A 25,904-nucleotide genomic window follows, 5' to 3' on the forward strand; every position below is an offset into this window, starting at 1 on the left:
ATTTTATTATTAATAGTTACAAGTTTAGTGTCAAGTAGATTGTGTTTCCTCCAACGCTATTGGAGCATTCGATTCCTTGAGCGTATAAAGCCGCCTCTAATTTTTCTGCAAACTTTGCTGCGTTCATTTTGGCTCCCTTCTTGTCTTCTCTAGGGATCATCACGTAGTCAAATTTGGCGGATACATCCACGATACCTTGTAGGTGATAGTCCCCTTCATAAGCATTGTCATCCAGCCAACTTTGAATGAAACTTGTGATCTTTTCTCCATTCTTGCAACGTGCATTTTTTAAAGAAATTCCCGTCATGTCGTTTTCGTCAACAATGATAGATACGTGTAAAGCGACACGAGACGGGAGGGAATACTGTTTAACGATCTTTTCCATGAAAGACGGGAGGAGGTCTTTGACTGCGTAAGAGCATAAACGTTTGGTATCCGTTGAACGGAAACGGTTTGTGCTACCATCTGCCGTGGCCCAGATAGCGCCACTAGTTACTTCGTAAGCTTGCAGGATTAATGATAAGCTAATTTCTTGTCCTGTATTGTCTCTCATTAAATCCACCGTGACATAAACGTCTGCGCCTGATCTTAACAAAAGTTGTTTATCATTAGATTCTGTAGCTCCTGCGTTTTCTTCGTACTCTCCGCTCAATTTCATAGCTTCAATTTGTTTCAATACATTCTGAGTTGTTATGTCACAAGCCTCAAAGCCTTGTTGTACGGCACTCACGGCGATACGGTAATCATTGTCGTTTTCCAGAATTGATTCATAACTTTCCCCCTTTTTCTTGATTGGAACAACGATAATGGTTGGTTTGGGTAATTTCGGTTTGGGAGTTTCAGCCAACATTTCGTCATAATGTGTATTTTTCCGTACATCATTAATCAATTGACGAAGACGCAAGGTAATTCGCATCGTACCTTGGAAACGTCCGCCTACTTTCGTGGCTTTTACGGCTTCTTCTGCGCTAACCACGTAAGGAGTGTAACGAGCCAAGTTATTAAAGAAGGTATTCGTGTAAGCCTCATTGGGTTTGCTGACTAAAGGTTTCCCGTCATTAACACCTTCTACACCCTGAAAAAACAGGGTGTAGATAAGTGATTTGATGGCATCTGTTTCGATCCCTTTCTTGTTATCTGCGATTCCAGCCGAGGAGAAAACGGCGTTTGCTCCTTTGTCGGCTTCTAGAGAAACGATCTGAAGGTACTCTTGGGCTTTGACAGAAGTTGAAAAGAGGAGTAACAGCATGCCAAATATGTTCACTACTTTCTTCATAAATAACCGATTACAATGAGAATAAAGGTGCTATCGTTGCTTTCACTTTTAGAGGTTGTTGCTTTTGGGCAGCCTCGTCAAGAGCTTGGAAAGCTTCCATGGCAGTGAATATTTTCTTGTCGCCTTGTACTACTTTACATTGTGACATGGTTCCATCTACTACTTCTTCCACTTTCATTTTACCGATCTCGCTGTATGTCGTACGACCCGCTCTTACGCTAGGAGCTAATACGGAGAAATAATCTCCTTTTTTCACTCCATGATCAGAGCCTAGGTTGATATAACATTTCACCAATTTGTCTTTTTTCACTTCATAATCCATAGGAACAATCGTGCTTTCCAATGGAAATTCTTTGATCAGGAAGTTTTCAATGTCACTTGCGATCATGTTGACTGCACTTGCGATGGCTTTGTCTTTTGAATCCGATAAATCCAAAAGTTTACCTACCGTACCACCAATCCCGGAGGGGGAGTGATCAAATGTGGCACTTGCAACCGTTGTTGAAGTGGCTACTTCTGTCACGGTTACTGAATAATTCAATACGCAGGAATACATCGTTTTCCCGTCTTTCTGTTCGGATTTTACGGAGCAGGCCAGTACGTTTCCTCCTAAAATGTAATCATGTCCGGCAGCGGTGATGGTTTGTGTGCGTGATTTCTCGTCACTCATTGCTTTTTCATCCGTGCGCCGTTCTTCTTCTTTTTTCATGGAATACTCGGCATCTTGATCTACCAGTTCAAATCGTTTCGTTTTGTTGAGGGCAGCCATGACCGCTTGGCGAACTTTGTCGCTATTTGCTTCCTCAACTCCATCTGCTTCCGTGAAGTATTCAACATACATCCTCGGTTTCTTCACCTCTTGTGCTTTAACTGCGATAACAGCAACACAGAGTAACGCCATAATTGTAATAATTCTCTTTAGCATAATAATGAATTTAAATTAAAGGTTAATAGAAATATGATATTATAATTTCGATTTTGCTTCTTCGTGTCCCATCTCTGCGGCTTTTTTGAAATTCTTCCGGGCCATCATCCCGTTACTTCCCACTGTGCCGCAGCCGTTTTCATAAATCAATCCCAGCATGTAATATGATTTTGCACTTCCGGATTTTTTGAAAAGACGAATGGCATCCAGTCCTTTCCCTTTCTCGTAAGCTTCCATTCCTGCGTCATAATCGGCATCTTTCTTTTCCACGGCGGGTTGCGTCTGCACCTTTCCCGTTTGTATCTCTTTTTTATCGGGAGTGATTGCAGGGGGAGTAGTTTTGGTTTGAACCGGGGGAACAGCCTTTTGTTTCGTAGCTGTCTGCTTCTGTTCTGTCGGGGATGGCACGGGAGTTTCCTTGATCAGATGTTCTTTCTTCGATAAGATAAAATAACCGGCAAGTACAACGAGTATGATGACACTCAGGGAAATCCATTTGTTTCTTCCCGATCCCGGCCGTGAAATGGGATGTTGGTGAGTCCCGGTTAAGGCTCCTATACCTTTCTGGTTGGCTTCCTGTGATTGAGCTGGGCGATCCGAGGAAGGGGGAGAAACCACGGCCGGTTGAGTGGCTTTACTTGCCGGTTTATACAATTCTATCATCTCTTTTTCAATGTCGGCTTTCACGTCTTCCACGTCCAATTCTCTGGCTTTTTGATCCATCATCTGTCGGCCGGCGATACCGATATTGCTGTTGGTCGTCAGAAGTAGCTGTTGGAAAGCAAGGCGATACTCGTTAATAGATTTTTTTTCGCATTCCACGCAACGATTTTTTCCTTTTACTTTGCAGTCAAAGCAAATCTCTTTCCCGCATTTGGGGCATCTGGCATGCCTTTCGTCAAAAGGATTTCCACATACCTCACAATACTCGGCTTCTTCTTTCTCCATGACAATCGTCGTGTTGTTATGGACCGTGGAAGAGTTATCGACACTGGATGTATTAATATTAGCATGGGTGGTGGAGGTTTTATTAATTCCTCCGGTAATATTTGCACGTGCTCCTGCGCCTATAATCGGTTCGCTTGTCTCTGAAGGTTTCACTTTATTTAGTGGGCCTTCCGGGATGCCCGTGTTGTTGGTGGGTTCAAACGGGACTTCAGCCCCGCAATCCGGGCAGAAACGTTCGTCTGCATTCACGGGCTGACCACATTCCGGACAAAATCTCTCTTTGCTCATAATCTTGTAAGTTTATTTATTTTTCTTTTTCAGTGATTTTTTTGATTTATGTGGTAAGGGAAGTTCGATGGGATCCCCGACAGGTATTTCTGTCGGCTGAGGAAAGACTTCCGTGCCATCATCCAATAAAATGGATGTAACTAGAAAACTCCCTGTTTCTTCCTCTGCGTTCCCGGAAACTCCGATATGCATTCCATCGTAAGGGATAAAAAACGGGTCACCGGCGGGTAATATCCCGGCCCGGTAAAGTTTATATTTTTTACCCTCATCATCTGTCAAGATAGCTCTCCGGCCTTCGGATTTAGACCCGAGGTTCAATAAGGGACATTCCAGAATTCCATGAATGATAGTCATATCTTTATACATTGAATTGAAAAATCGTTTTTACATGATTCCGGCACCGCAATCAGCACAGAATTTTGTTCCGGGTTCCAATGGCGCTCCACATTCCGGGCAGGTTGCCGGTGTGGCTGTTTTGGCCGCGGGTGATTGTGGCTCTTGCGTTTGCTGTGGTCGTGGGGCTTGTGGTTCGGGTTGTGCGGGAACCGCTTGTTGTGGCATTTGCGGTGGCATATTATTATGGGTCGTGTAATCCAATGCCCGGTCATAAGCCGTGTCCATCCGTCCCTCCTGACGGAGAATACGTTCATCACGTTCGCGCAATTGACGTTCTTTTTCATCTACCTTTTGGGCTTGGATGCCCCCGGTCATGGTCATCATATCCCGCATCATCTGGAACATTTGGGATTGATTTTCCCGGTGTTCGCTATCACGGGAGGCCCGTTCTGCTTCCAACCGGGCTTCCATTTCCCGTCGTTGTGCTTCCAACCGTTCGCTTGCCTCGCGTTCGGCCTCCGAGCTGTACTTGTTTTCCGCGTACGCCACGGCGGCATCCCCGCCGTTTAGAGCCCACACTTTTTCATCGGAAAGTTCTTTCGCGTTTTCCCATTTTAAACGTTCCATCTCCTCGGCCGTCTTTAAACGGTTTTGTTCTACTTCCGCCTCATGCTTGCGTTGATTTTCTCTTGCTTGTTCTTCCGCGTTTTGGATCGCCATGAATTGTTGGAACTGCGTGTCATCATCTTCCCGTTCCATGTCGTGCATCCGTTTGGCATCATTGTAATCCATATCCCGCTGGCGTTGATCCAGATCGAGATTGGTTTCGGCAACCGTGCGTTGTTTTTCGACTTCTTTATAGAAACGGCCATCCGCGTAATCATCTTGTAGTTCTTGTAATTCAAGCTCTTTTCTGACAATCAGGGTCGCTTTTTCAGCTTCGCCCTCCATGCGGGTACGTTCGAACTCGATACCGTCACGGAGTTGCATCATTTGGAACATCATCCCCCGTTGGTAATCGTTCGTTTTCAATTGATCTTGAAGGGCCCGTGCTTCATCTTCCCGGATGAATCCTGTTTTGGCAATTTCCAGAAGAGCGGCATTTCGTTCATCGTCGTTTTGAGCCTCCCGTACGATGCGCTCGTTCCTCAAGAAATATTTAAACTTCTCCACCTCGTCTTCATGCAACAGCCGATCGTGATTTATAGTCTCCAGTTGTTTGTCCAATTCAAGATCCGTCGCGGCCTCATGCAGTCGTTGCGAATTTACGGTATCCGCCATCCGGTTTTTGAAATCATTGGTGCGTCGGAGATAATCCAGTTCTTTGTCCGAGAGGTAGAGTTCGCGGCTCAATACCCTGAAGCGCTCTAAATCCTCGCTGGTCGCTGAAATTTCGACAATACGCACGATGGAAATGCCGAAAAAGGCTTCTGCGGCGATGGCATTAATCTTTTCTTTCAGTAAGGCGTGGAGTTCTTGGGGTATGCGATTGGACGAGAGTTCCGTGTCGTATAACGTTTCCTGCAAAATGTTCCGGATGGTATCCGTGAGTTCATCCACGATGACCGTTGTGTTCAACATCTGGCGTTCGGTCAGGTAATGAATGATAAATCGTTCCGGATCCGAGATTTTGAAATACGCGTTTACGCCTAACGCCATATCCAGATACCGGGTTTGTATGTTCATCGGGACGAAATCCTTGTAAGCATCAAGCGTTCCTTGCTTGGAACCGAAAAGAAGCGGGAAAGACTTATCCAGTAAGATAACAACAGAGAAAGCGGCTCCTTTCTTGGCGTTTTCCAGAATCAGATTTTGCTGTTGTAGGTAGAGAGTTTCCGTTGTCGGTTTCTCTTCCTTTTTCTTGTTTTTGAATAAGTTGACGATAAATTCCCATCCTTTCCGCAGTGAACCTGTCAAATGGTTGGAAGAATCACTCGAAGAGCCTGTGAAATTATAGGTTCCCCCGCTGATAGAAGCAATCGTGCGTCCGTTGGCACGAATATAGGCGGTTGTTCCTTCCGGGATAATAATACCTTGAATATTGTTATAAGAGTCAAATTCCGTTTCGTTAATGATGCGAGCCACTTGCCCCGGTTGTATGTTCCAGTAGATGCGTCCCTTGACAGAATTAATGTCCGATGTCGTTTCTTGTGACGGGGCGGATGTCTTTTCTGCAAGAGTGACCCGCTGTCCGCATTTGATGCAAAATTTGGCTCCTGATTTTAACGGGGCTCCGCATTGAGTACACGTGGCCGATGTCTCTATTTTTTGTCCGCAAGAAGTACAAAACTTTACTCCCGGACGAAGAATGGCGTTACATTTAGGGCAATTCATACTTGTATCGTTTATTGTTTCACTTTAAGCTGTTTATTTGGTAGAGTAAACTCTCTTGATTTTCCCGTCCGTGCTTGTCGTGACAACCCAACGGGTCGGTATTTTCCTTTCGGAAGTCAGGTCATAATTGAATTTCAACTCTTCCTGTCCGTTATTATATTTAATCTTTAAAATCTCTTCTACTGGCCGCGGTTTTATCCCGTAATTTGTGTACAGGTACTGGCCAATCGTGGCATGAATCTGTTGAATATTAGCGTCCACGGCTCCTCGTACCTGTTCTAGGATAGAACCTTTTCCCGTTCCATGTCCCACCTTCTCGATTGTACATCCTATTTGGGTATCTTGTTCAGCTAGAGCCGTTTTTCGGGTCATTTTATTTCCGGACTTCAAGCTTGTAAGAGCGTTCATCGTGATCATCGGGTCGCCGAAAAGATTGAATTCCACGACTGTCAACGCGGTATGCGGGTCTCCCGGGACGGTTTCTTGTAACACGGCACCGCGGGCAATAAATAATGCTTCGGCTACCGTGTATCCTTGTAAGATCGCGTTGATGAAATAACCGGCTATGATGTCCGCGTAGCTAACCGATACCCGGGATTGGGACGAGGATAGATCATCAACGGCTCCCCAAGCCACGCGTGATGATCCGACGAATGCTAACGTGTTGGTAAAGAGTGAAGCCAGCATCATGCTGTGGCGTTTATCCAGACCGATAAAACGTCCTCCATAACAAGCCTCGCTGATCACGATATTAGGTTCCTCGCAGGTCATCATGTGTTCCGGTTCTATGGCCGGTAAAGCCCCGTATTCTTCCTTGTTAAGCATAACTCCTGCGTAACCGCGAGATTCCCGTCCTTCCCCGCCGTGGAGATTGAAATAATATAGCGAGGCATTCGTGTGAAAAACCTGATGAAGATTTCCTTCCACGATCATGGGGGAGAGAATCAATCGGTTATAATAGTAGTCGGCTGACAGGTAATTACCTAAGTCGCGCAAATAATTTCCTTGCAAAAGGTCATTTGCCACGCGACTGGACACCTTTTTCCAGTGGGGGTCACATTGGCCGTAAGCCTCGTTCATCGGGAAACCAAGGGAATAATTAACGTCACGTTCCAAGTAATCGCGTAAATCTTCAAATGAAGCATCTTCTCCGAGTGGCAACCTCCCCACGAAAAAGAGTTGATCGTACGTAAACGCTTCTTGGTTTTCGAGCAATGCAAGCATCTCTTTGCCATAGGGATAAGCGTAGAGAATGTCCGTGTCGATACTGTCATCGTTGGCATCGTCGGAGATGTAGTGCCGGATGCACGGCATGGGAATAATGTCATTGCTACCTATAATAAATAGGTATTGCGATATTTCATCTCCTCCCGCTTGTTCCCCGTTGTGGACATCCATCAGTATGTCCATGTAATCCCACAACGGGCTGTTGGCTTTTAAATGTGCTTTCTTCGTGTTTCCCCAAAAACCACTTTTCTGGTACGAATAATTACCGGCATCGATAAGTTTGTACGAGATCCCGTATTCCCGTTTCTGTTGGATAAATTCATCAAAAATGGTGATCAAGATTTGCTCGTCCACTTCCAGCTTTCCGGCCAGTAGGTGCAAGTTCGTGAAAATCAACCCGTGCATGCCCATGTTTTGGGGGTGGGGCGTATTCGGTGCTTTCTTCTCGGTATGACAAAGCCATTCTATTTTTGTTCCGCATTCCGGACAAAAATGTATATTCTGATCTTCTATACGATGGCCACATTCTGGACAAAACATTGTTATTCCTTTTTATGGTTTAAGATATTTTTCCCGTCGCTTGCTCACTCCTGAAACATAGTTTCGGGCTTCGCTCGTGCTTAAACGATTCGTGAGATGGTGGTACAATTGTTCATAATTGTATTTATTAATTAGCGGGATTGCCTTATTTAGATTGGTGGCTCCGGTGAAAGCCCTGCTCACGTTTCCGGCCCCGGTGTTATATCCGGCAATGACGCAAAGCCTGCGGCAATGCGGGTCGGTAACCGATGAGAATTGATTCATGAGGACACGGAGATAGGCTGTGCCCAGTTCTATATTATTACGTGGTATGAAAAGATAGCTCCGTGTCGGGACCCAACAGTTCTTGTACACGTAATTATAGGCATCCAACCCTCCGGAGGTGGGAACCAATTGCATCAGCCCGTAAGCGGGAACCCAACTCGTGGCCTCCGGATTGAAACGGGATTCTTGTTCCATCACGGCAAAGATAAGCGGTTGTTCGATCTGGAAAATTTGTGAGAATTCTGCCACGAGGTCTTTGTAAAGAGCCGCGTTTTTCGAGAGATTGTCGGAAACGAGGTTCATCTCTATTTGTACTACTTGACGTACTTTCCCGTCATTCCCTTTTATTTTCGTGATCTTTTTCTTGCTTTGTGCGGCGATCGTTTTTATCATAATGGCCTTTTCCGATTCATTCTGCCATGCCTGTGCTTTTTGTTCTGCTCGTCTGTGGGCATCTTCCCGTTTGTTCGCGAGAGGATTATTGGAACCTCTGTTTCCTTCTTCCTGTACGCGGCGGGCCATGGTAATCCCGGTTGTGGTGGAATCCCCGGATGAATCTTCCTTTTGATTGTTATTGAGAGTTAGTTTTTTCCCTTTGACCGTTGGCGTGGGAGGTGCTGTACGGGTAAGTGTCGGATTTTGTCCCGTCAATTCTAGTGATTTATCAGGTTTGTACATGGAAAAATCAACCAATCCATCCAGTACGGGGTTGTTGGTCAGCGGCTTTGATACATCAACAGAGGATGGATAGGGACAGGTTGATCCCTGACTATTCAACATGCGTTCAATGGCAACAGCCAGACAGGCATTTATCGTGGCGGAATCCATCGTGTTGCCATCCTCAAGTGCGACTTCCACGAGAATTTTTCCTTTATCAAAATTAACGATCGAACGATTTTGATAATCATTACTGTATTCTACCCATTGTGTCGGTGTATTATCCACGATACTGTCACCGCCCCATGTTTGTTTGATCGAGCGAGTGTAACGAGAATAGTCCGCACGGGCTTGTGCCTCGTATTTTTCGTATTCTTCCCGTGCTTTCTTGCTGTATGCTTCGAAATCAGCGATTGTTTGTGTCGCTTCTTTTTCGAATTGCCTGCGAATAGAATCCATTGCCGTTGTGCTTGTTGATCTCACGGATTGAGCATAACTGACAGCCGGCAACAGAATGATACACAGAATGAAAATAAATCTTTTTGTGTTCAAGTAATATTTAAATTTTAGTTCCACGCTTAAATAAAATTGTTCCTATCTAGTGTGTTTTTTATTCGATCAAAAAAGGATCGTTTAAAAACGAGTGGAATTGAGCTTTAGGACTTCTTATCTGTTTTGTGTCTAACTCTCTGTTTACGAGAAATAATAATTAATAAACAAAAATTTTTCAATTAGTAAAAATGTTTGTATATTGCGATGTTTTTAAACGATCGTTAATTGATATTTGTGATATCAAGAAAAGCGATTAAGTCTTTCCAATATATATTCCGAATCTGTTTGATTTTATTTGATCTGAGGGAAACTGAAGAATGGTAAAAAGTGAGCCTATTTTGTATCGGAGGTCACCTCTTATTTCGTGGTGATTAATGGATGAATAGTATGTCAATACCGTCATGAACCTTATAGATGCCTTATAGGTACATTATATGAACCTTATATAAAATAAGGTTCATAAAGTATATATACAATATATAGAAAATATTACTTACGGTATTGATGAGTTGCTGATGCACTATCAATAAAGTTGCCTTTAAGCTACTGTTTAGTATTTTCGGACTACTCCCTCCTGTTCTCTCTTGCACGGGGAGGGAGCAGATTATCAATCGGTTGTCCCTCCTGTGCAATGAGTGGTTAGGGGAGGCAATCGTTTCCTTATAGATAGAGCATCATCTTCAAACTTTCTTTTGTTGCCATTTCGTGTACTTGAGGTAGAGTAACGAAACGACACCGATTAATATGCCATAAGTGATTTCTACAGTCCACACGAATGCCACATCGGAACGAACGACCGTGGTGAACAGCCACGTTTGGAACGTGTAAAAAATAAGGACAAAACTCTCAAGGATGAGTGCATGCGTGGTGTTTCCTGTCCCGGAGATGGCCTCGAAGAACGTGATCCCGAAACAAAAACTGAGGGCTGCCAGACCGACCACGTAAAGAGACGGAATGGATGCCGCGATCAGTTCGCTACTATTGGAGTAGATGGATAGCACGTAATGTGGGAATATGTAGCATATAAGTAGAACGGGAAGGACGCTTAGCATGGAGAGCTTCACGATCCGGCGTAAGGTACTCATGATTTCCGGTTGTCTTTGTTCCCCGATCAAGCGGCTGGTCAGCGTGTTTGCAGTCGCACCGTAACCAAATACCGGGATGAGGATAAGCATATAGACACTACGTACGATAATGGTTATCGCGATGGGACGCTCTCCCATGTGTTCGATGAGCATGAAAAATATGTACCATGTCCCGAATGACAATAGCTTTTGCAACATGGTCGGGAAGGCTGTTTTCAGCACGGTGAGCATGAGCCAACCTTCCAATTTGTGGAACGAGAAAAGTGCATATTGTTTGATCGGGAGTTTTAATATAGTATAGAAAATGAAAATAAGACAAGCGGAAATCTCTGCCATCACGGAGGCTAGTGCCGCACCACCGACTCCCAATTCCGGAAAACCGAATTTTCCGAAAATGAGTAGGTAGTTGAAAATTACATTAATGGTGGCCATGGCAGCCGTTGAGTAGCCGATGATCTTCGTGTTGGAGAGGCCGATGTAAAGAGCCCGGAACAGGAAGTTGAAACACACGAATATAATCCCGTAATGGCGGTAGGACATATATTCCATGGCTGCCGCGTAGATGTTCGGGGACTGGATAGAGGCTCCGAGCAATACATCACTATAATATCGTTGAATGAGGAAAAGACTCATGGACAAAAGGAACACGAAACATAGTCCGTGTTCGAAAACGACACCGATCCGGTTTAATTTACCTTCTCCCAATCTTCTCGCCACGATGATTTGTATCCCGATAGAGAACCCCCAAGCCAAAGTGGAAAAGACATAATAGTAAATTCCGGCCATGGCGGAGGCTCCCAAGGCAACTTCACTGACCCGTCCCAAGAATGCCGTGTCGGTGAGGGTGATCAGGGTTTGTGCCAAACTACCCAAGATGATCGGGTAAGCTATGTTCCAGATGGTTTTGTTCGTGATGATTGTTTTCATGCAGGTGTTTTTATGATACAAAATTACGTCGGTATTTCGAAAATTAAAAATGGTTAGTGGAAATTTGAGGAATAAATAGTAACTTCGTGAGTTTAAATTTTAAATTCAGAAACAATGACAATAGAAGAACAGGTTAGCAAAGGCATCATGGCTGCCATGAAGGCTAAAGATACCATTCGTTTGGAAGTTTTAAGAAATATAAAGAAGGTTTTTATCGAGGCAAAATCTGTTGCCGGGGCTCCGGAGCAAATTGCTGATAGTGAAAGCGTGAAGATTATCCAGAAGTTAGCCAAACAAGGACGCGAGTCGGCTGAAATATATAAAAATCAAGGACGTGAGGATTTGTATGCTCACGAGATGGCTCAGGTGGAAGTGTTGAGCGAGTTCTTGCCAAAACAGTTGAGCGAGGAGGAACTGAGGGCCGCGTTGAAAGCGATCATCGAGAAGGTGGGAGCGACTTCCGCTAAGGAGATGGGGAAAGTGATGGGTGTTGCTTCCAAGGAACTGGCCGGGGTGGCTGACGGTAAGACGATTTCCACCATTGTAAAAGAATTATTAAGCTAAGGTTCATAGGGATCTAAAAGAAAGGTCTACCGGGTTTACGATTAGGTTATTGATTTTCTTTATCGGCTGATTGAAAATAGATATTGGAAATAGAGGGGATTGATGAAATAATTAACGACCTTTGTATATATGTAAAGATATTCACGCGACGGGAGGTAGGGAAGCAAACGTGTCGGGTGAGTTTTGTAGATTTTAGGACTTTTATGAACTTGTAATCGAGTAAAAAATGAGTAGTGTAAAAGATTGGACTGCCAGCGTGATCAAACAGGCAGAGATCGATAAGTATCTGGATGGGGGAAAGGATTTTATTGACGAGGAACAGATATTTGCAGATATTGAAAAGTATAAAAATCCCGATAAGCAACAAGTTCGGGATATTTTACAAAAATCTTTGGATATAAAGATTTTGACTCCGGCAGAAACGGCTACATTGTTGAACGTGGAGGACCCGGAATTATTACATGAAATGCAGGAGGCGGCGTTGGAAGTGAAGAAAAAAGTATATGATAATCGTATCGTTTTCTTTGCTCCCTTGTATTTGTCGAATCTTTGCGTGAACAGCTGTAAATATTGCGGGTTCCGTGCGGAGAATAAAGATGAGGTTCGCCACGTGCTGACGATGGATGAGGTGCGGGATGAGGTGGCTGCCGTGATTGACGAGGGGCATAAGCGAATGATTGCCGTGTATGGCGAGCATCCTAAAAATGGAGCCGACTATATCGCGGATTCTATTTCCACGATTTATTCCGTGAAACGCACGACGCCTACGGGGAATGGTTTCAATAATATCCGGCGGGTAAACGTGAATGCGGCTCCGATGGAGATCGCTGACATGAAGAAATTGTGGCGCGCGGGAATCGGTACGTTCCAAGTGTTTCAAGAAACTTACCATCGGGGAAGATATGCCGAATTGCATCCGGCAAACACGGTGAAAGGAAATTATCGCTGGAGGCTTTATGCCATGCATCGAGCTATGGAGGCCGGGGTGGACGACGTGGCTATCGGGGCTTTATTTGGTTTGTACGATTGGAAGTTCGACGTGATGGGGCTGGTTCACCATGCTTGGGACTTGGAGAAACATTTCGGTATCGGACCGCATACCGTGTCATTCCCGCGTATGCAACCGGCTCCCGGTTCATTCTTGAGTGAACATTCTCCTTATATTGTGAGTGACGAAGCCATGAAACGGGTGGTTTCCGTGTTGCGTCTGGCAATTCCGTATAGCGGGTTGATCGTGACGGCACGTGAGAATCCGGAGCTGAAACGCGATCTGATCAATCATTACGGGTGTACGCAGACGGATGCTTCTTCCAAGTTGGGAATCGGGGCATACGCCAAGAAGTTGAAACAGGAGGAGAATCCGGATAAGGTGCAGTTTATGTTGGGTGACCAGCGTTCTTTGGACGAGGTGATCCGTGAGCTGGCCCATGACGGGATGATTACTTCTTTCTGTACGGCAGGGTATCGCTGCGGTCGTACGGGGGATAAGATCATGAATTTGTTGGAGAAAGGTGTGGAAGGTAAATTCTGTAAACTGAATGCCGTGTTAACGTTCCGGGAGTATCTGAATGACTACGCTTCTCCGGAGACTCGTGAGATCGGTGAGAAACTGATCGCACAAGAGTTGCAGGAAATTGAAAATATGCCATTCTTTACAGACAAAAAGTTACTCCCCACGTTCCGTTCCTATTATGATAGAATCGCAAGAGGGGAGAGGGATCTGTATATGTAATTTAGAGTTTAGAATGAAAAAGATTCCGTGATTGTCGATTCGATGATTGGGTGATTAAAATCACTTAATCGAAAATCATTAAATCACTTAATCGATAGGATCTAAAATCATAAATCTAAAATATTAAAAGGGGAGTTTGAGCGTGATGCGTTCAGCTTCCTTTTTTCTTTTTATTTCTTCTTTTTCACCTTTGCGGAAGACGTAGACTAGGCCGAAATGTTCGCATTTCTGGCGGCGTATTTCTTCGTCTTCGAGGTCTGCGTAATGAGCCTCGATTTCGTTCCATAAGGTTAGAATGTATTCGTCAGCCTCACCCCGGTATTGAGCGACTTCTGCGCTGCAACGGGCAGAGTTTTGTTGGAATTGCTTCTGGGAGGCGTAGGCTTGTTTAAAGTTTTCGTAGTTTACTTTCACCAAGGCGATGGAAGGACTGTACACGGGGCTACCGCCACCATTGCGGGTGCGTTCCTGTTCTCCGGCAATGACTTTTGCTCCCCATTCCAGTAAATCCTGATCAGAAACTAGTGAAGGGAGTTTTGTGTCGTTTTCATCAATTCCATAGAATGTTCTTGCCACGGGTTTTAATTCTCCCCGGGCGATCGTGAAGTTCAGTACTTGCAGGAAATGGGAAATGTATAATTTTGCTTTTCGGGTATATTCTGCATATTTCCTACTGTTCACGTTTTGTTTATCTCTGGCGCACTGAGAATTCGTTATTGCCGTTTTGAATCTTGGTAAAAAGAATTCAATCTTTTGCCTAAGATTTAATGAAAACGGTAAGTTGTTGATATTAGAAAACTCTTCGTTATTCAAGGCTGTTTCTAATGCCCTTATCCTTGCTGCGTCTGTATTCGGTAATCTTCTGTAAGGCATATCCTTAGCAATTAGTTAAATAATGATCAAAACTCTGATGCGAAGGTATGAAAAATATTAATGTAAATCAATATTCGCCTTCCGAATTTTAAATTGCATGATTTTAAATTTTAAATTGAGGGATTCGGTCATTTCATGATTTTAGATTCTGTGATTCTATTCATTCTGAATTTTTCGATTTAAAATTTAAGATTATTTTTTGATTGTGTTTTTATAATGAGTATAGTTTTCCATAATATTGTTGACGAAGTTGAATGTTTGTTTCCCGTCACAATAGCCGAAGCGGACGACAGAATCCCGGTATATCTCCGGTTGGGATTTGTGGAGGATGAAATAATCCACGTTGTTGTCCCATACTTTTGGGTTTTTCCCGTATGATTCGGCTAACCGGATGGCATCGAGTACGTGTCCCAGACCTGCATTATAAGCAGCCAGAGTGAACTTGATTTGTTCCAGCGTGTCGAGGTCGAATTTGTTGAATTTGTTTTCTAGATATTTTAGATAGTACGCCCCGACGTGAATGTTGTCTTTGGGTTCTTCGTATTCCTCGAATCCGAGTTGCAGGGAGGTCTCCGGCATAACTTGCATCAGGCCGACAGCCCCAAGGTGGGAAGTGGCTTCCGGGTCGAAACCGGATTCTTGGTAGATAACGGCTGCCAACAGGCGCCAGTCCCAACCGATTGCCCGAGCCTCTTTTTTAATGATCGGGTCAAAACTGGAGATAACTCCATTTTTCAGTTTGTAGTATTTGGAGTTGTGCAGTGACGTGATGTAACTGTTTTTGTAATAACGGTTATACAGGACGTTTAGTTTCCCGCTCTTTTTAATGGCGCCCAGCCAAGCATTGATTTCTTCATCCAATAGAGTAGCCTTCTTCGTGACGGCCCAAGCCACGGGGTTCTCGGAGGATAGCTGAAGAGAGTAATCAATATGCTTCATGTACTGGGAGGCAATCTGGGCAATATTTTTATCGATGACCGTGTAGGGAATTTCCCCGTTTTCTATTTTTAGTAGAATGTCTTCGAACGTGACATCTTCCAGTTCGGTGATTTTCAGATTTAATTGTAAGGAATCGTTTAAATGTTGCAGGAATCGGGTGAAAGAGGTGCCTTCCTGTAAAAATATTTCTTTACCCTTGAGGTCATCTACCGATTGGAGAAGCGTGTCCGACGTGTGTTGAACGAGTACTTGACTGGTCGTAAACAGGGGAAGGCTGAATTGCACGTCTTCTTTTCGGGAATCCGTGACAGAGAGGCTCATGGCGATCAAGTCATATTGGCCTTCATTCAGTTTTTGAATGCTTTCGTCAATATTCGTGTTTATTTCGATATTTAGCTTTACTCCCAGATAATCGGCGAAATCTTTTACCAATTCGTAGTGAAATCCTTTGGGAATACCTTTATACACGTAGTAGTCTGTCGTGTTGTAATAGCTACATACATTTAATACCCCGCGTTGCTCTATTTTTTCCAGCGTTCCGGGTTCTGGTATGACTAGTGGTAGTTCTTCTTGCTTTGTTTTGCACGAGGCGAAACAGGATAAGAACAACAGCGTGTACGTAATAGTTTTTATTATATACATACCGCAAAAATACGGAAAATGTTGTAAACTACCAAATTAGTGAAGTTTATAAAGTCCATAAGGTCCATAAAGTTTATGGATTCTACGGGTGTTATTGACAAAAGGATTTGTCCGTTTTTCCACGCTAGTCAAAGAAGTTCCATCGGATACCGAATTTCACCTTTGCCGGGTTGATGGGATAGGTATATGCCGAGAAATAATCTCGACTTCCGAAGAACTCGTTGAAGTGTTCATATTTAACGAACAGGTCGGCTCGTTTAATATTCAGCGTGACGAATACATCCATTTTCGGGTAGTTACCGGTTTTCTCGATCTCTTGGTTATAGAATTGCATGATTGCCGGGTCGTACGCATTAGCGTAGAACGAGGTGTTGTAGAACAAATCTATACCGATCTGGAAACCCAAAGCTTTTTTGAAAAAGCGGTTCTGATAGTAATTGTGCGAGTAAAGTGCCACTTGGGGTAATGGTAATATTTCCTCCTTGTTGGTCACTTGGTAATATACTTTTTGGTCGAAATAGAAATGCCCTAACCGGAATATCTGTTTTGCCCATGCCGTGAATACCATAATATTACTATTGTATTGACGGGGCATGGCGGTGGTGTCAAAATAGATGTAGTTTTTCGTGTTGTTGAGGGCTACCCCGATTTCTGTCCGAAGACGTTTGTTCGTATAATGGCCTCGTAAATTATAGGCGTGTATCTTGTCAAAACTATTCTCCCATTGGTTGTGATTTCCTTGGTACTGGAGGTAGTAGCGATTCGGGGTTTTGGTTTCCAATAAGGCATGGACGGTGACAGAAGAGTTCCTCCCTTTGTTCAAATATTGGATAATCTCCCCCTCTAGCGAATAGTCGGCAGAGTACTCGCCGGCGAGACAGAAACTTCCCCAAATGTCGAAATTAAACATGGTGGTACTATCCATATTGAAGGTCCCGGCTGTCAAGTAAGTCCCGGTATATTTGCTAGTTCCCATGTTGTTAACCGTGTCCAGCGAAACACGTTGATCGTAACTCAGGTACTTGAATTTTAGCCCGGCATATACTCCCGGCAGATATTTATATTTGGGGTGTTCGTTCAAAATAAATTTGGCATCCACCTCGTATTTCCGATTTTTGATCAAGTCGGAGTTTGATTGGGTGCTGATATAGGTCGTGTCAGAGAAAAATCCTTGCTCAACGCTTTCCTCTTTGAACGAATAACGGTTATCTTCAACTTTAAAGGCTAAAGCGAATTTCATGGGATAGGTGATCGTGGTATCGAGTGTCACCGAGTCTTTTTGCGTGATGATCTCTTTGGGATTACCGATGTTGTATTGTGCCAGAGTTTTGAAATTGAAATTCATGAGGTTGTTTTTTGGCTCCATGGCAAGGCGTGTACCGACAACTTTGGGGTCAAGCGAGGTGTCCCGAATATCCGCTAGGTTTTCGATACCACCATTTTCGGTGATATGTGCCATATTCTGGTTGATAAACATGGATACGGCCATGCGGTCTTTTTCGTACGAACTGAAGAATGAGAAATTGTATGTTTTTGATTTCTGGTAAGAATAGGCTCCGTCCGATGAAATGAGGTTATACCGGAATCCGGCATTCCAATAGGGGCGGATATTCTGGACGTGCCATACATCCAGCCAGTCTTCCGTTTTTCCCCGGCCGCCACCGTTGAAATAGCTTAATTGGGTGAAAGGGGTCGTGGTGTTATATTCCAATGCATCTTCCGGTTTGAAGAAATAATCTCTTAACCGGTCTTGCGGCAGGAAGTCTTCCCCTTGCGGACGCAGGATATAGATGTCTGATACATAAGGAGCCGGGAAGTTTCCCAAATATGTATTGGAAACACTGTGCTTGAATATCAAGTTCGTGTTTTGTAAACCGTCTTGAAGCGTGTCAAGCTGGTAAAATTTCTGATATACCCCGTCATGTACCCATTTCCAAGTTAGCCGATAATGCGGAACGTAACGTTGTTCTTTCGTGGAATCGCGTTGCATTCCTTCGTCTTGGGGATCCATTCCATCCGGATTCCCGTAGCCAAAATCACTCTGGGCTAATGACGTGAGTGAAATCAGACAGCATATTATGGTATAAAATATATTTTTCATGGCCTGCAAATATACAGAAACTTTTAAAACTCTCATAAATTAATTACCTTCGCGTCGAATATGTTATAATAATTTTAGTATGGATAAAAATCATCTCGTGGAAGAAGAAGGTGAAGGTAAATCATTAAACTTCATCGAACAGATTATTGAAGAGGAGTTGGCCGAGGGAAAGAATGGCGGTCGGGTACATACTCGCTTTCCGCCGGAACCGAACGGGTACCTGCATATCGGGCATGCAACTTCTATATGCTTGAACTTCGGATTGGCAACCGAATACCATGGAAAATGTAACCTGCGTTTTGATGACACTAATCCCTCGAAAGAGGATGTCGAATATATTGATTCCATACAACAAGATATTCAGTGGTTAGGTTTCCAATGGGAAGGAGAACCGCATTTCGCATCTGATTATTTTCAACAGTTATATGATTGGGCTGAAAAATTGATTCTGGAGGGGAAGGCTTACGTGGACGATCAGCCGGCAGAGGTGATCAGCGCTCAACGTATGACTCCCACGGAACCCGGAGTGAATAGCCCTTACCGGGATCGGACGCCGGAAGAGAACTTGGATTTATTCCGCCGGATGAAAAACGGTGAGTTCCAAGCCGGAGAGAAAGTTCTGCGGGCAAAAATAGATATGGCATCTTCTAATATGTTGATGCGTGACCCGATCATGTACCGTATTATGCACGTGGCTCATCACAGAACCGGGGATAAATGGTGTATTTACCCGATGTATGATTTCACGCATGGTCAGAGCGATTATCTGGAAGGTATTACGCATTCTATCTGTACGTTGGAATTTGAAGTTCACCGTCCTTTGTACAACTGGTTCTTGGATCAGTTGATTGACACGGAGTATCGTCCCCGTCAGATTGAATTTGCCCGTCGTAATTTGAGTTACACGGTGATGAGTAAACGTCGTTTGCTGGAGCTCGTGCAAAAAGGAATCGTGGCCGGTTGGGATGATCCCCGTATGCCGACGATTACCGGGTTGAGACGTGCCGGATATACTCCTGAATCTATCCGTAATTTCGCAGAAAAGGTGGGTGTTGCCCGTCGGGAGATCGTGGTGGATATGGCTTTATTGGAATTCTGTGTTCGGGAGCATTTGAATAAGATCGCTCCCCGCGTGATGGCCGTGTTGGACCCGGTTCGGGTGGTGATTGATAATTACCCGGAAGGACAAACGGAGACCGTGGAGATCGAGAACAATCCGGAAGACGAAACGGCCGGAACGAGAATGGTTCCTTTCTCTCGTGAACTATATATCGAACGGGATGATTTCATGGAGGATGCTCCGAAGAAATTCTTCCGGATGACTTTGGGTAACGAGGTGCGCTTGAAAGGGGCTTATATCGTGAAGTGTGAGAGCGTGGAGAAGGATGCGGAGGGAAATATCACGACAATTCATTGTACGTATGATGCGGATACCCGTAGCGGTACCGGATCGGCAAGTAACCGGAAGGTGAAAGGTACTTTGCATTGGGTGTCAGCTCCGGATGCTATCGAGGCGGAAGTGCGTTTGTATGATCGATTGTTTAAAGATCCGGATCCTGCCGGACATAAAGATATTGATTTCAAGGAATTTTTGAATGAAAACTCATTGAAAGTTTTGACGGGATGTAAGTTGGAGCCGAGTTTGAAGGAGGCGAAAGAAGGTGACCGTTTCCAGTTCCAACGTTTGGGATATTTCTGCGTGGATAAAGATTCCAAGCCGGGAGCGCTGGTGTTTAACCGGACTGTTGGTTTGAAGGATACGTGGGCAAAACAAAATAATTAATGTGATGAAAGTTACAAAGGAGAAGTTGATGAGTGAAATCCGGGCGTATCTGTTGATCACGTTCGGTTTGTTGATATACACGTTTGCCGTGACGGCATTTTTGGCTCCGCATCGTATGGTCGGTGGTGGAGTGACCGGTATTTCAACAATTATTTATTTCCTTTCCGGAGAGGTGATCCCGATCGGGTATAGTTATTTCGTGATCAACTTTTTGTTGGTGGCAATTGCTATCAAGATTCTGGGACCTCGTTTCGGGTTTAAGACGATTTATGCTATTTTCATGAGTTCTTTCCTGTTGAGTGTGTTTCAGAACCTGATACACGAACCTCTGCTGGAAGATAAATTCATGTGTGCTGTGATTTCCGGTATCATGTGTGGTGCGGGTATCGGTATTTCTCTGGTAAACGGGGGAAGTACGGCCGGTACGGACATTGTTGCCATGATTATCAATAAGTACCGTAATATCAGTCCGGGTAAAATTATCATGTACATCGATGTGTTTATCATCGGGTGTAGTTATTTTATCGGGGAGGATACGGCGATAGATCCCACGGCAAAAATAGCCACTATTATCTATGGTTACGTGGTGATGGGGGTTAACTCCTACACGATTGATTTGGTATTTACTGGACAGATGCAATCGGTACAATTCCTTATATTTTCTCAAAAATACGAGGATGTGGCGAATTCCATTATCCGGGATTTACGACGCGGTGTTACCGTGGTGGATTGTCAGGGATGGTATACGGGAGAGGCGCGTAAGATGTTGATCGTGGTTGCCCGTAAGAGCGAGATGCAAAATATTATGCGTGTAACGAAGATGGCAGATCCGGATGCGTTCTTGACGATGAACACTGTTATGGGGGTTTATGGTCGGGGATTCGATACGCTGAAAATCTGACGATTTGTTTACAAACTTTATAAAAAAGAAGTGGATCAAAAGCCTTTTTGATCCACTTCTTTTTTTAGTATATTTGTGGGGTTAAAATTCATATCAGATGAAAATTAAAGTATTTACAAATAATCCATGGCAGGAGAACACGATCGTGTTGTATGACGAGACAGGGGAAGCCGTGGTGATTGATTGCGGTTGTTTTTCGAAAGAAGAAGGACAACGTTTGAAGAGTTTTTTAGCGGAGAATCAGTTGACACCGGTAGCATTGTTAAATACACATTTGCATATCGATCATATTTTCGGGAATAATTTCATGCTGGATGAGTTTGGGCTATCAGCCCGGGCGCATGAGGCGGATTCGTTTTGGGTAGAGGATGCCGAAAGGTATGCGGCTATGTTAGGTGTGAAAGGAATTACCCCGCCACCGGCTTTGGGGGAATACCTGAAAGATGGGGATGTCGTGAAGTTCGGTCATTCGGAATTGAAGGTGATACATGTACCGGGACACTCTCCGGGAGGGCTTTGCTTTTATAGTGAAAAGGATAGATTACTGATTGCCGGGGATGTTTTGTTTCAGGGGAGTATCGGCCGGGCTGATTTGCCGGGCGGGGATATGAATCAGTTGTTGAATGGTATCCGGGAAAAATTGTTTGTATTACCCGATGATGTTCGTGTTATTCCCGGACATGGAGGATTCTCGACGATCGGGGAAGAAAAAAGAATGAATCCATTTTTTCAATAGAGTTATATGAGAAGGATCGGAATAATTGTGGCCATGACATCCGAATATGGACTGGTGAAATCATTATTGGAACAGACAAAAGAAGAACCTGTTCGCGGGCTTCTTTTCACGGAAGGACACATCGGAGACGTGGAAGTTGTTTTGGCTAAGTGCGGCATTGGAAAGGTGTGTGCAGCCGTCGGTACGATGGAAATGATACAGCGTTATGCACCGGATATTATTGTCAATACCGGAGTTGCGGGAGGGATAGATCCTTTGACCCAAGTGATGGATATTGTCGTGGGCGAGAATATGGTTTATCATGACGTGTGGTGTGGGGATGGAAATGAATATGGTCAGGTGCAAGGTTTGCCGGCTCGTTTCGTTTCGGATAAGGAGCTGTGTAAATTGGCATTATCTGTTGCTCATGATGGTAATGTTTACGGAGGTATGATATGTAGCGGGGATAAGTTTATTACCGATAAAGAGGAGTTGACGGAGATCAAAAAACGTTTTCCGGAAGGAATGGCGGTAGACATGGAATCGTGTGCCATTGCACAGGTTTGCTATATGTGCGGGGTTCCATTCTTGAGCTATCGTATTATCAGTGATACTCCCGGGGTAAAAGATCATTACAAACAATATTTGAATTTTTGGGAAGAGGCACCTAAACGTTCTTTTGAAATGATTAAAGTGTTGATCAAAGCCTTATCAGAAGAATAAAATTTAAAGCATGGAAAAAATACCGAGTTTTACGATTGATCACCTGCGTTTGTTGAGGGGAATTTATGTTTCCCGTAAAGACTATTTAGGTGATCAGGTGGTCACGACGTTTGATGTACGCATGAAGGAACCGAACCGGGAACCCGTGTTGGGACAGGGGGAGTTACATACGATAGAGCATCTGGCAGCGACTTATTTGCGCAATCATAAGGAGTGGGGTGACAAGATCGTGTTTTGGGGACCAATGGGATGCTGTACGGGAAATTACTTTTTGATGAAAGGCGACTTGGAGTCCCGTGACATCGTGGAGCTAATGCGGGAAACCTTCCGTTTTATCCGGGATTTCGAGGGAGAAGTCCCCGGTGTTGCCGCTAAAGATTGCGGTAATTATTTGTTGCACAATTTACCCATGGCAAAATACGAGGCTGCAAAATATCTTTCCGAAGTGTTAGACGTGATCGAGGAGAAGAATTTGATATATCCAATATAATGAAAATAGGAATTATAGTTGTTTTGATGGCCTTGTTAACGGCTTGTGGGGAGAATAAAGACAAGGAGAGAACGATTAGCGTGAGTATTTTGCCACAGCGTTATTTCGTGGAGAGAATTGCGGGGGATTACGTGAAGGTGAACGTGATGATCCCACCGGGGGCGAATCCTGCGGTGAGTGATTTGAGTACGGAGCAATTGAAGGCTTTGCACAATAGTTCCATTTATTTTGCGGTGGGATATCTGCCTTTCGAGTTGAGTAATCTGTATCCTTTTCTGGAAACGCAGAAAAATATGTTGCTCGTGAAGCAATCTGTCGGGATGGATTTGGAACAAGGAGCTTGTAATCATGACCATGGACATGGGCATCAGCACGATCATGGTTCGCATGAAGGGAATTTTGATCCTCACGTGTGGATGTCTCCCCGGTATGCAGAGATGATGGCTCGCACGATATTGGATGTGTTGGCGGCTAAGTTCCCCGATCAGCGGGAGACGTTTGAAAAGAACTATCGCCAGTTTCGTGTAGAGATAGACAGTATTGATCAGGCTGCCCGTCGGATTATCCCGGAAAAAGAGAATAAAACTTTTTTGATTTATCATCCGGCGCTGACTTATTTTGCCAAGGATTACGGGATGGAACAAATCTCTATTGAAGATGAGGGAAAGGAACCGAATCCTTCTCATTTGAAAGCGGTGATTGATACTTGTCGGGCTAAAGGAATAAAGATTGTTTTCATTCAGAATCAATTTGACGTGGCTAATGCTAAGGCTATTGCCAAGGAGATAGATGGTGAGGTGATTGCCATAGACCCGCTGAGTTCGGATTGGAAAGCCGAAATGTGTTCTTTATTGAAGATCATTGAACAGAAAATGAAATAGAAGGATGAATGAACTTCTGGAGTTAAAAGGGATTACGGCCGGATACGAGCATACGGTCGTGTTGCGGGATGTGAATCTTTCCATTCGGGAACATGATTTTATCGGGATCATTGGACCGAACGGGGGAGGGAAAACAACTTTATTGAAGGTGATTTTGGGATTGCTGAAACCTTTCTCTGGTGAAATTGTTTATCATGTTTCCAAACAATCTTTGTTTGGTTATTTGCCTCAGAACAGTCGTTTTGATGCGAGATTTCCGATTAGTGTAAAAGAGGTCGTCTTGTCCGGTTTGATGTCGGAGAAGGGGATTTTTAAGGACTACACGAAGGCTGATCGGGAAAAGGTGGATGAGCTTTTAGAAACATACGGGATGGGAGGATTCGGGAATCGTCCGATAGGAGAGCTTTCCGGGGGACAGATGCAACGGGTGTTCTTGTGTCGGGCTATTATTTCTTCCCCGAAGATTCTGATTTTGGATGAACCTTCGACTTACGTGGATGCGAATTTCGAGAATGAGTTTTATTCCGTGCTGGGCGAGTTGAATAAGACGATGAGTATCGTGATGGTTTCTCATGATTTGGGAACGATCTGCTCTTATGTGAAGACGATAGCCTGCGTGAATGGTGGCTTGCATTACCATGAATCAAATCTGATCACGCCGGAACAATTGAAATTGTATAATTGTCCGATTGAATTGATCTCTCACGGTACGGTACCTCATCGGGTGTTGTTGAAACACGATCGTACAATTGAAAATGGAGAATTGAAAATTGAAAGTGAAGCACTAGATTGATTGTTTTTTCAATCTAAAATCATTAAATCTAAAATTAATAAGGTGTTTGAATTATTAGAATATACTTTTTTCCAGAATGCACTGTTGTGTACGATTCTGATAGGTGTGAGTTGTGGATTGATTGGGACTTATATCGTGGCGAAACGGATGGTCTTTATTAGTGGGGGAATTACACACGCTTCTTTCGGGGGATTGGGATTAGCCTATTTCCTAGGACTATCGCCTCTTTTTGGGGCGGCTGTATTTGCTTTGGCTGCCGCTTTTTGTATTCTATATCTTTCGGATAACAAGCGATTTAAGGAAGATTCCCTGATCGGGATATTCTGGTCTGCGGGTATGGCCATCGGGGTGTTGTTTATTTATCTGACACCGGGGTATGCTCCTAATTTGTTATCTTACCTGTTTGGTAATATCCTCACGGTGACGGGGGAACAGGTTATTCTCTCGCTTTTGTTGTGTTTGGTGATCATCGTGTTCTTTGCTAAATTTTATCGTCCTTTATTTTATATCGCTTTTGATAAAGAATACAGCCGGACACATTTCGTCGCGTTGAATGGTCTGGAAATCGGAATTACGGCATTGATCGCTTTGTGTATCGTGTTGTGTATGAAACTAGCGGGAATCATTCTCGTGATTTCGTACCTCACCATGCCACAGGCTATTGCCGGGATGTTTCATAAGAATTTCACGAAACAGCTCGTGTGGGCAACGATTATCAGTTGTGCCGGTTCGGTTATCGGCTTGTTTACTTCGGCAGCACTGAAATTACCTTCGGGGGCAACTATCGTGCTTTGTTTCTTGTTGATATTTATTGTTTGCTATTTGTGGAAAAGGAAAAAATAAAAGTCGCCGAATTCGGCGACTTTCACTACTTATTCATTCTGTAACTCAATGCTCTAGAGGGACATTTGTTAATTTGTTCGATTAATTCTGCCGTTGTGGCGTTCTCGATTTTGACCCAAGGTCTTTCTTTAGGATTGTATACCTTGGGTAACATTTTCACGCATACTCCGGCGTGTTGGCATAAACCCGGTTGCCAGATAATGGTTAGCTCTCCGTTTGTATATTCAATTTTCTTATCCATGTGTGGTTATTTTATATTAATGCCTTTCATCACGATGCGTCTCCATTCGGGGTGTTTCTTGATATAAGCTGCCACGAAAGGACAAAGCGGAACGAGTCGAAGTCCTTGACGTTCGATGTCTTGTAGTGTTTTTTCAACTAGTTGACTGCCTATCCCTTTCCCTTCCAGTTCTCGTGGAACTTCTGTGTGGGTAAGGTATATCTCTCCGTTGATTGATTTTATATATTCGATTTTCGGTGTATAGTTCCCGATACGAAATTCGTATTGTTGCCGATGTACGTCATCTTTTAATTCATAATCCTCGGTCATAGCCTTAATTTTAAA

General features: G+C 44.0%; 23 protein-coding genes. 10 read left to right on the forward strand and 13 right to left on the reverse strand.

Going from position 1 to position 25,904, the window contains the following annotated elements; genetic code table 11:
- Positions 1 to 16: 16 nt before the first annotated feature.
- The 8 genes from QVC79_RS12645 to QVC79_RS12680 form a co-directional block, all read right to left on the reverse strand.
- Positions 17 to 1,276: a DUF6175 family protein gene (locus QVC79_RS12645; RefSeq protein WP_270592684.1), complete on the reverse strand. Its 1,260-nt coding sequence runs from the start codon at positions 1,274 to 1,276 to the stop codon at positions 17 to 19.
- Between the two features lie 10 nt (positions 1,277 to 1,286).
- Entirely contained in the window at positions 1,287 to 2,201 is a 915-nt protein-coding gene (locus tag QVC79_RS12650; RefSeq protein ID WP_151412093.1) for an LpoB-related protein, read from the reverse strand.
- 39 nt (positions 2,202 to 2,240) lie between these two features.
- Positions 2,241 to 3,437, reverse strand: a complete 1,197-nt coding sequence (locus QVC79_RS12655) for a tetratricopeptide repeat protein (protein WP_270592686.1) — start codon at positions 3,435 to 3,437, stop codon at positions 2,241 to 2,243.
- Positions 3,438 to 3,449: 12 nt separating this feature from the next.
- Complete coding sequence (locus QVC79_RS12660; protein WP_124318371.1) at positions 3,450 to 3,791, reverse strand: hypothetical protein; 342 nt, start codon at positions 3,789 to 3,791, stop codon at positions 3,450 to 3,452.
- Positions 3,792 to 3,821: 30 nt separating this feature from the next.
- Entirely contained in the window at positions 3,822 to 6,107 is a 2,286-nt protein-coding gene (locus QVC79_RS12665) for a zinc-ribbon domain-containing protein (RefSeq protein ID WP_270592688.1), read from the reverse strand.
- A gap of 33 nt (positions 6,108 to 6,140) precedes the next feature.
- Positions 6,141 to 7,874, reverse strand: a complete 1,734-nt coding sequence (locus QVC79_RS12670; protein ID WP_270592690.1) for a zinc ribbon domain-containing protein — start codon at positions 7,872 to 7,874, stop codon at positions 6,141 to 6,143.
- Between the two features lie 12 nt (positions 7,875 to 7,886).
- Positions 7,887 to 9,347, reverse strand: a complete 1,461-nt coding sequence (locus QVC79_RS12675) for a murein transglycosylase domain-containing protein (protein ID WP_164719856.1) — start codon at positions 9,345 to 9,347, stop codon at positions 7,887 to 7,889.
- A 680-nt stretch (positions 9,348 to 10,027) separates the two neighbouring features.
- Positions 10,028 to 11,359 carry an MATE family efflux transporter gene (locus QVC79_RS12680; RefSeq protein WP_270592692.1) on the reverse strand — a complete coding sequence of 444 codons (1,332 nt, stop codon included), beginning with the start codon at positions 11,357 to 11,359 and terminating at the stop codon, positions 10,028 to 10,030.
- Between the two features lie 114 nt (positions 11,360 to 11,473).
- On the opposite strand from QVC79_RS12680, the gene QVC79_RS12685 reads away from it, so the two are divergent.
- Positions 11,474 to 11,923 (forward strand): GatB/YqeY domain-containing protein, encoded by a 450-nt coding sequence (locus QVC79_RS12685; protein ID WP_270592694.1) that lies wholly within the window; start codon positions 11,474 to 11,476, stop codon positions 11,921 to 11,923.
- Positions 11,924 to 12,149: 226 nt separating this feature from the next.
- A complete protein-coding gene (gene hydG, locus QVC79_RS12690) occupies positions 12,150 to 13,655 on the forward strand; it encodes a [FeFe] hydrogenase H-cluster radical SAM maturase HydG (RefSeq protein WP_124315641.1) in 1,506 nt (501 codons plus the stop codon).
- Positions 13,656 to 13,778: 123 nt separating this feature from the next.
- Here hydG and QVC79_RS12695 read toward each other — a convergent pair whose 3' ends face one another.
- The 3 genes from QVC79_RS12695 to QVC79_RS12705 all read right to left on the reverse strand — a co-directional run bounded on the left by QVC79_RS12695 (position 13,779) and on the right by QVC79_RS12705 (position 18,210).
- Positions 13,779 to 14,528 carry a hypothetical protein gene (locus QVC79_RS12695; protein WP_124315640.1) on the reverse strand — a complete coding sequence of 250 codons (750 nt, stop codon included), beginning with the start codon at positions 14,526 to 14,528 and terminating at the stop codon, positions 13,779 to 13,781.
- Between the two features lie 192 nt (positions 14,529 to 14,720).
- Entirely contained in the window at positions 14,721 to 16,109 is a 1,389-nt protein-coding gene (locus QVC79_RS12700; RefSeq protein ID WP_124315639.1) for an MltF family protein, read from the reverse strand.
- Positions 16,110 to 16,233: 124 nt separating this feature from the next.
- Positions 16,234 to 18,210 (reverse strand): putative porin, encoded by a 1,977-nt coding sequence (locus QVC79_RS12705; protein WP_270592697.1) that lies wholly within the window; start codon positions 18,208 to 18,210, stop codon positions 16,234 to 16,236.
- 79 nt (positions 18,211 to 18,289) lie between these two features.
- Here QVC79_RS12705 and QVC79_RS12710 point away from each other — a divergent pair, with 79 nt between their 5' ends.
- From QVC79_RS12710 to QVC79_RS12745, 8 genes are all read left to right on the forward strand, one after another.
- The gene (locus QVC79_RS12710; RefSeq protein WP_270592699.1) at positions 18,290 to 19,993 is read left to right on the forward strand and encodes a glutamine--tRNA ligase/YqeY domain fusion protein; all 1,704 of its coding nucleotides are present in this window, start codon (positions 18,290 to 18,292) and stop codon (positions 19,991 to 19,993) included.
- A 4-nt stretch (positions 19,994 to 19,997) separates the two neighbouring features.
- Positions 19,998 to 20,894, forward strand: a complete 897-nt coding sequence (locus QVC79_RS12715; protein WP_270592700.1) for a YitT family protein — start codon at positions 19,998 to 20,000, stop codon at positions 20,892 to 20,894.
- A gap of 97 nt (positions 20,895 to 20,991) precedes the next feature.
- Positions 20,992 to 21,630 carry an MBL fold metallo-hydrolase gene (locus QVC79_RS12720; RefSeq protein ID WP_124315635.1) on the forward strand — a complete coding sequence of 213 codons (639 nt, stop codon included), beginning with the start codon at positions 20,992 to 20,994 and terminating at the stop codon, positions 21,628 to 21,630.
- Positions 21,631 to 21,636: 6 nt separating this feature from the next.
- Positions 21,637 to 22,332, forward strand: coding sequence for a 5'-methylthioadenosine/adenosylhomocysteine nucleosidase (locus QVC79_RS12725; RefSeq protein ID WP_124315634.1), 696 nt, complete (start codon positions 21,637 to 21,639; stop codon positions 22,330 to 22,332).
- A 10-nt stretch (positions 22,333 to 22,342) separates the two neighbouring features.
- Entirely contained in the window at positions 22,343 to 22,822 is a 480-nt protein-coding gene (locus tag QVC79_RS12730; protein WP_270592702.1) for an S-ribosylhomocysteine lyase, read from the forward strand.
- Positions 22,822 to 23,703: a metal ABC transporter solute-binding protein, Zn/Mn family gene (locus tag QVC79_RS12735; RefSeq protein ID WP_270592703.1), complete on the forward strand. Its 882-nt coding sequence runs from the start codon at positions 22,822 to 22,824 to the stop codon at positions 23,701 to 23,703. The genes QVC79_RS12730 and QVC79_RS12735 overlap by 1 nt, the downstream gene beginning before the upstream one ends.
- Before the next feature lie 4 nt (positions 23,704 to 23,707).
- Positions 23,708 to 24,496: a metal ABC transporter ATP-binding protein gene (locus QVC79_RS12740; protein ID WP_124315632.1), complete on the forward strand. Its 789-nt coding sequence runs from the start codon at positions 23,708 to 23,710 to the stop codon at positions 24,494 to 24,496.
- Between the two features lie 42 nt (positions 24,497 to 24,538).
- Positions 24,539 to 25,339: a metal ABC transporter permease gene (locus tag QVC79_RS12745; RefSeq protein WP_087421153.1), complete on the forward strand. Its 801-nt coding sequence runs from the start codon at positions 24,539 to 24,541 to the stop codon at positions 25,337 to 25,339.
- Between the two features lie 25 nt (positions 25,340 to 25,364).
- Here QVC79_RS12745 and QVC79_RS12750 read toward each other — a convergent pair whose 3' ends face one another.
- Entirely contained in the window at positions 25,365 to 25,580 is a 216-nt protein-coding gene (locus tag QVC79_RS12750; RefSeq protein WP_124315631.1) for a (4Fe-4S)-binding protein, read from the reverse strand.
- Between the two features lie 6 nt (positions 25,581 to 25,586).
- Positions 25,587 to 25,889 carry a GNAT family N-acetyltransferase gene (locus QVC79_RS12755; RefSeq protein WP_027202300.1) on the reverse strand — a complete coding sequence of 101 codons (303 nt, stop codon included), beginning with the start codon at positions 25,887 to 25,889 and terminating at the stop codon, positions 25,587 to 25,589.
- Positions 25,890 to 25,904 lie beyond the last annotated feature (15 nt).

Source organism: Butyricimonas sp. (genome assembly GCF_019423355.1).
GTDB lineage: Bacteria > Bacteroidota > Bacteroidia > Bacteroidales > Marinifilaceae > Butyricimonas > Butyricimonas faecihominis.

Bases quoted from the DNA above. Each gene is read 5' to 3' on its own strand.
- QVC79_RS12645 (WP_270592684.1), bottom strand. From the start codon at position 1,276: ATGAAGAAAGTAGTGAACATATTTGGCATGCTGTTACTCCTCTTTTCA.
- QVC79_RS12650 (WP_151412093.1), bottom strand. From the start codon at position 2,201: ATGCTAAAGAGAATTATTACAATTATGGCGTTACTCTGTGTTGCTGTT.
- QVC79_RS12655 (WP_270592686.1), bottom strand. From the start codon at position 3,437: ATGAGCAAAGAGAGATTTTGTCCGGAATGTGGTCAGCCCGTGAATGCA.
- QVC79_RS12660 (WP_124318371.1), bottom strand. From the start codon at position 3,791: ATGACTATCATTCATGGAATTCTGGAATGTCCCTTATTGAACCTCGGG.
- QVC79_RS12665 (WP_270592688.1), bottom strand. From the start codon at position 6,107: ATGAATTGCCCTAAATGTAACGCCATTCTTCGTCCGGGAGTAAAGTTT.
- QVC79_RS12670 (WP_270592690.1), bottom strand. From the start codon at position 7,874: ATGTTTTGTCCAGAATGTGGCCATCGTATAGAAGATCAGAATATACAT.
- QVC79_RS12680 (WP_270592692.1), bottom strand. From the start codon at position 11,359: ATGAAAACAATCATCACGAACAAAACCATCTGGAACATAGCTTACCCG.
- QVC79_RS12685 (WP_270592694.1), top strand. From the start codon at position 11,474: ATGACAATAGAAGAACAGGTTAGCAAAGGCATCATGGCTGCCATGAAG.
- hydG (WP_124315641.1), top strand. From the start codon at position 12,150: ATGAGTAGTGTAAAAGATTGGACTGCCAGCGTGATCAAACAGGCAGAG.
- QVC79_RS12695 (WP_124315640.1), bottom strand. From the start codon at position 14,528: ATGCCTTACAGAAGATTACCGAATACAGACGCAGCAAGGATAAGGGCA.
- QVC79_RS12700 (WP_124315639.1), bottom strand. From the start codon at position 16,109: ATGTATATAATAAAAACTATTACGTACACGCTGTTGTTCTTATCCTGT.
- QVC79_RS12705 (WP_270592697.1), bottom strand. From the start codon at position 18,210: ATGAAAAATATATTTTATACCATAATATGCTGTCTGATTTCACTCACG.
- QVC79_RS12710 (WP_270592699.1), top strand. From the start codon at position 18,290: ATGGATAAAAATCATCTCGTGGAAGAAGAAGGTGAAGGTAAATCATTA.
- QVC79_RS12715 (WP_270592700.1), top strand. From the start codon at position 19,998: ATGAAAGTTACAAAGGAGAAGTTGATGAGTGAAATCCGGGCGTATCTG.
- QVC79_RS12720 (WP_124315635.1), top strand. From the start codon at position 20,992: ATGAAAATTAAAGTATTTACAAATAATCCATGGCAGGAGAACACGATC.
- QVC79_RS12725 (WP_124315634.1), top strand. From the start codon at position 21,637: ATGAGAAGGATCGGAATAATTGTGGCCATGACATCCGAATATGGACTG.
- QVC79_RS12730 (WP_270592702.1), top strand. From the start codon at position 22,343: ATGGAAAAAATACCGAGTTTTACGATTGATCACCTGCGTTTGTTGAGG.
- QVC79_RS12735 (WP_270592703.1), top strand. From the start codon at position 22,822: ATGAAAATAGGAATTATAGTTGTTTTGATGGCCTTGTTAACGGCTTGT.
- QVC79_RS12740 (WP_124315632.1), top strand. From the start codon at position 23,708: ATGAATGAACTTCTGGAGTTAAAAGGGATTACGGCCGGATACGAGCAT.
- QVC79_RS12750 (WP_124315631.1), bottom strand. From the start codon at position 25,580: ATGGATAAGAAAATTGAATATACAAACGGAGAGCTAACCATTATCTGG.
- QVC79_RS12755 (WP_027202300.1), bottom strand. From the start codon at position 25,889: ATGACCGAGGATTATGAATTAAAAGATGACGTACATCGGCAACAATAC.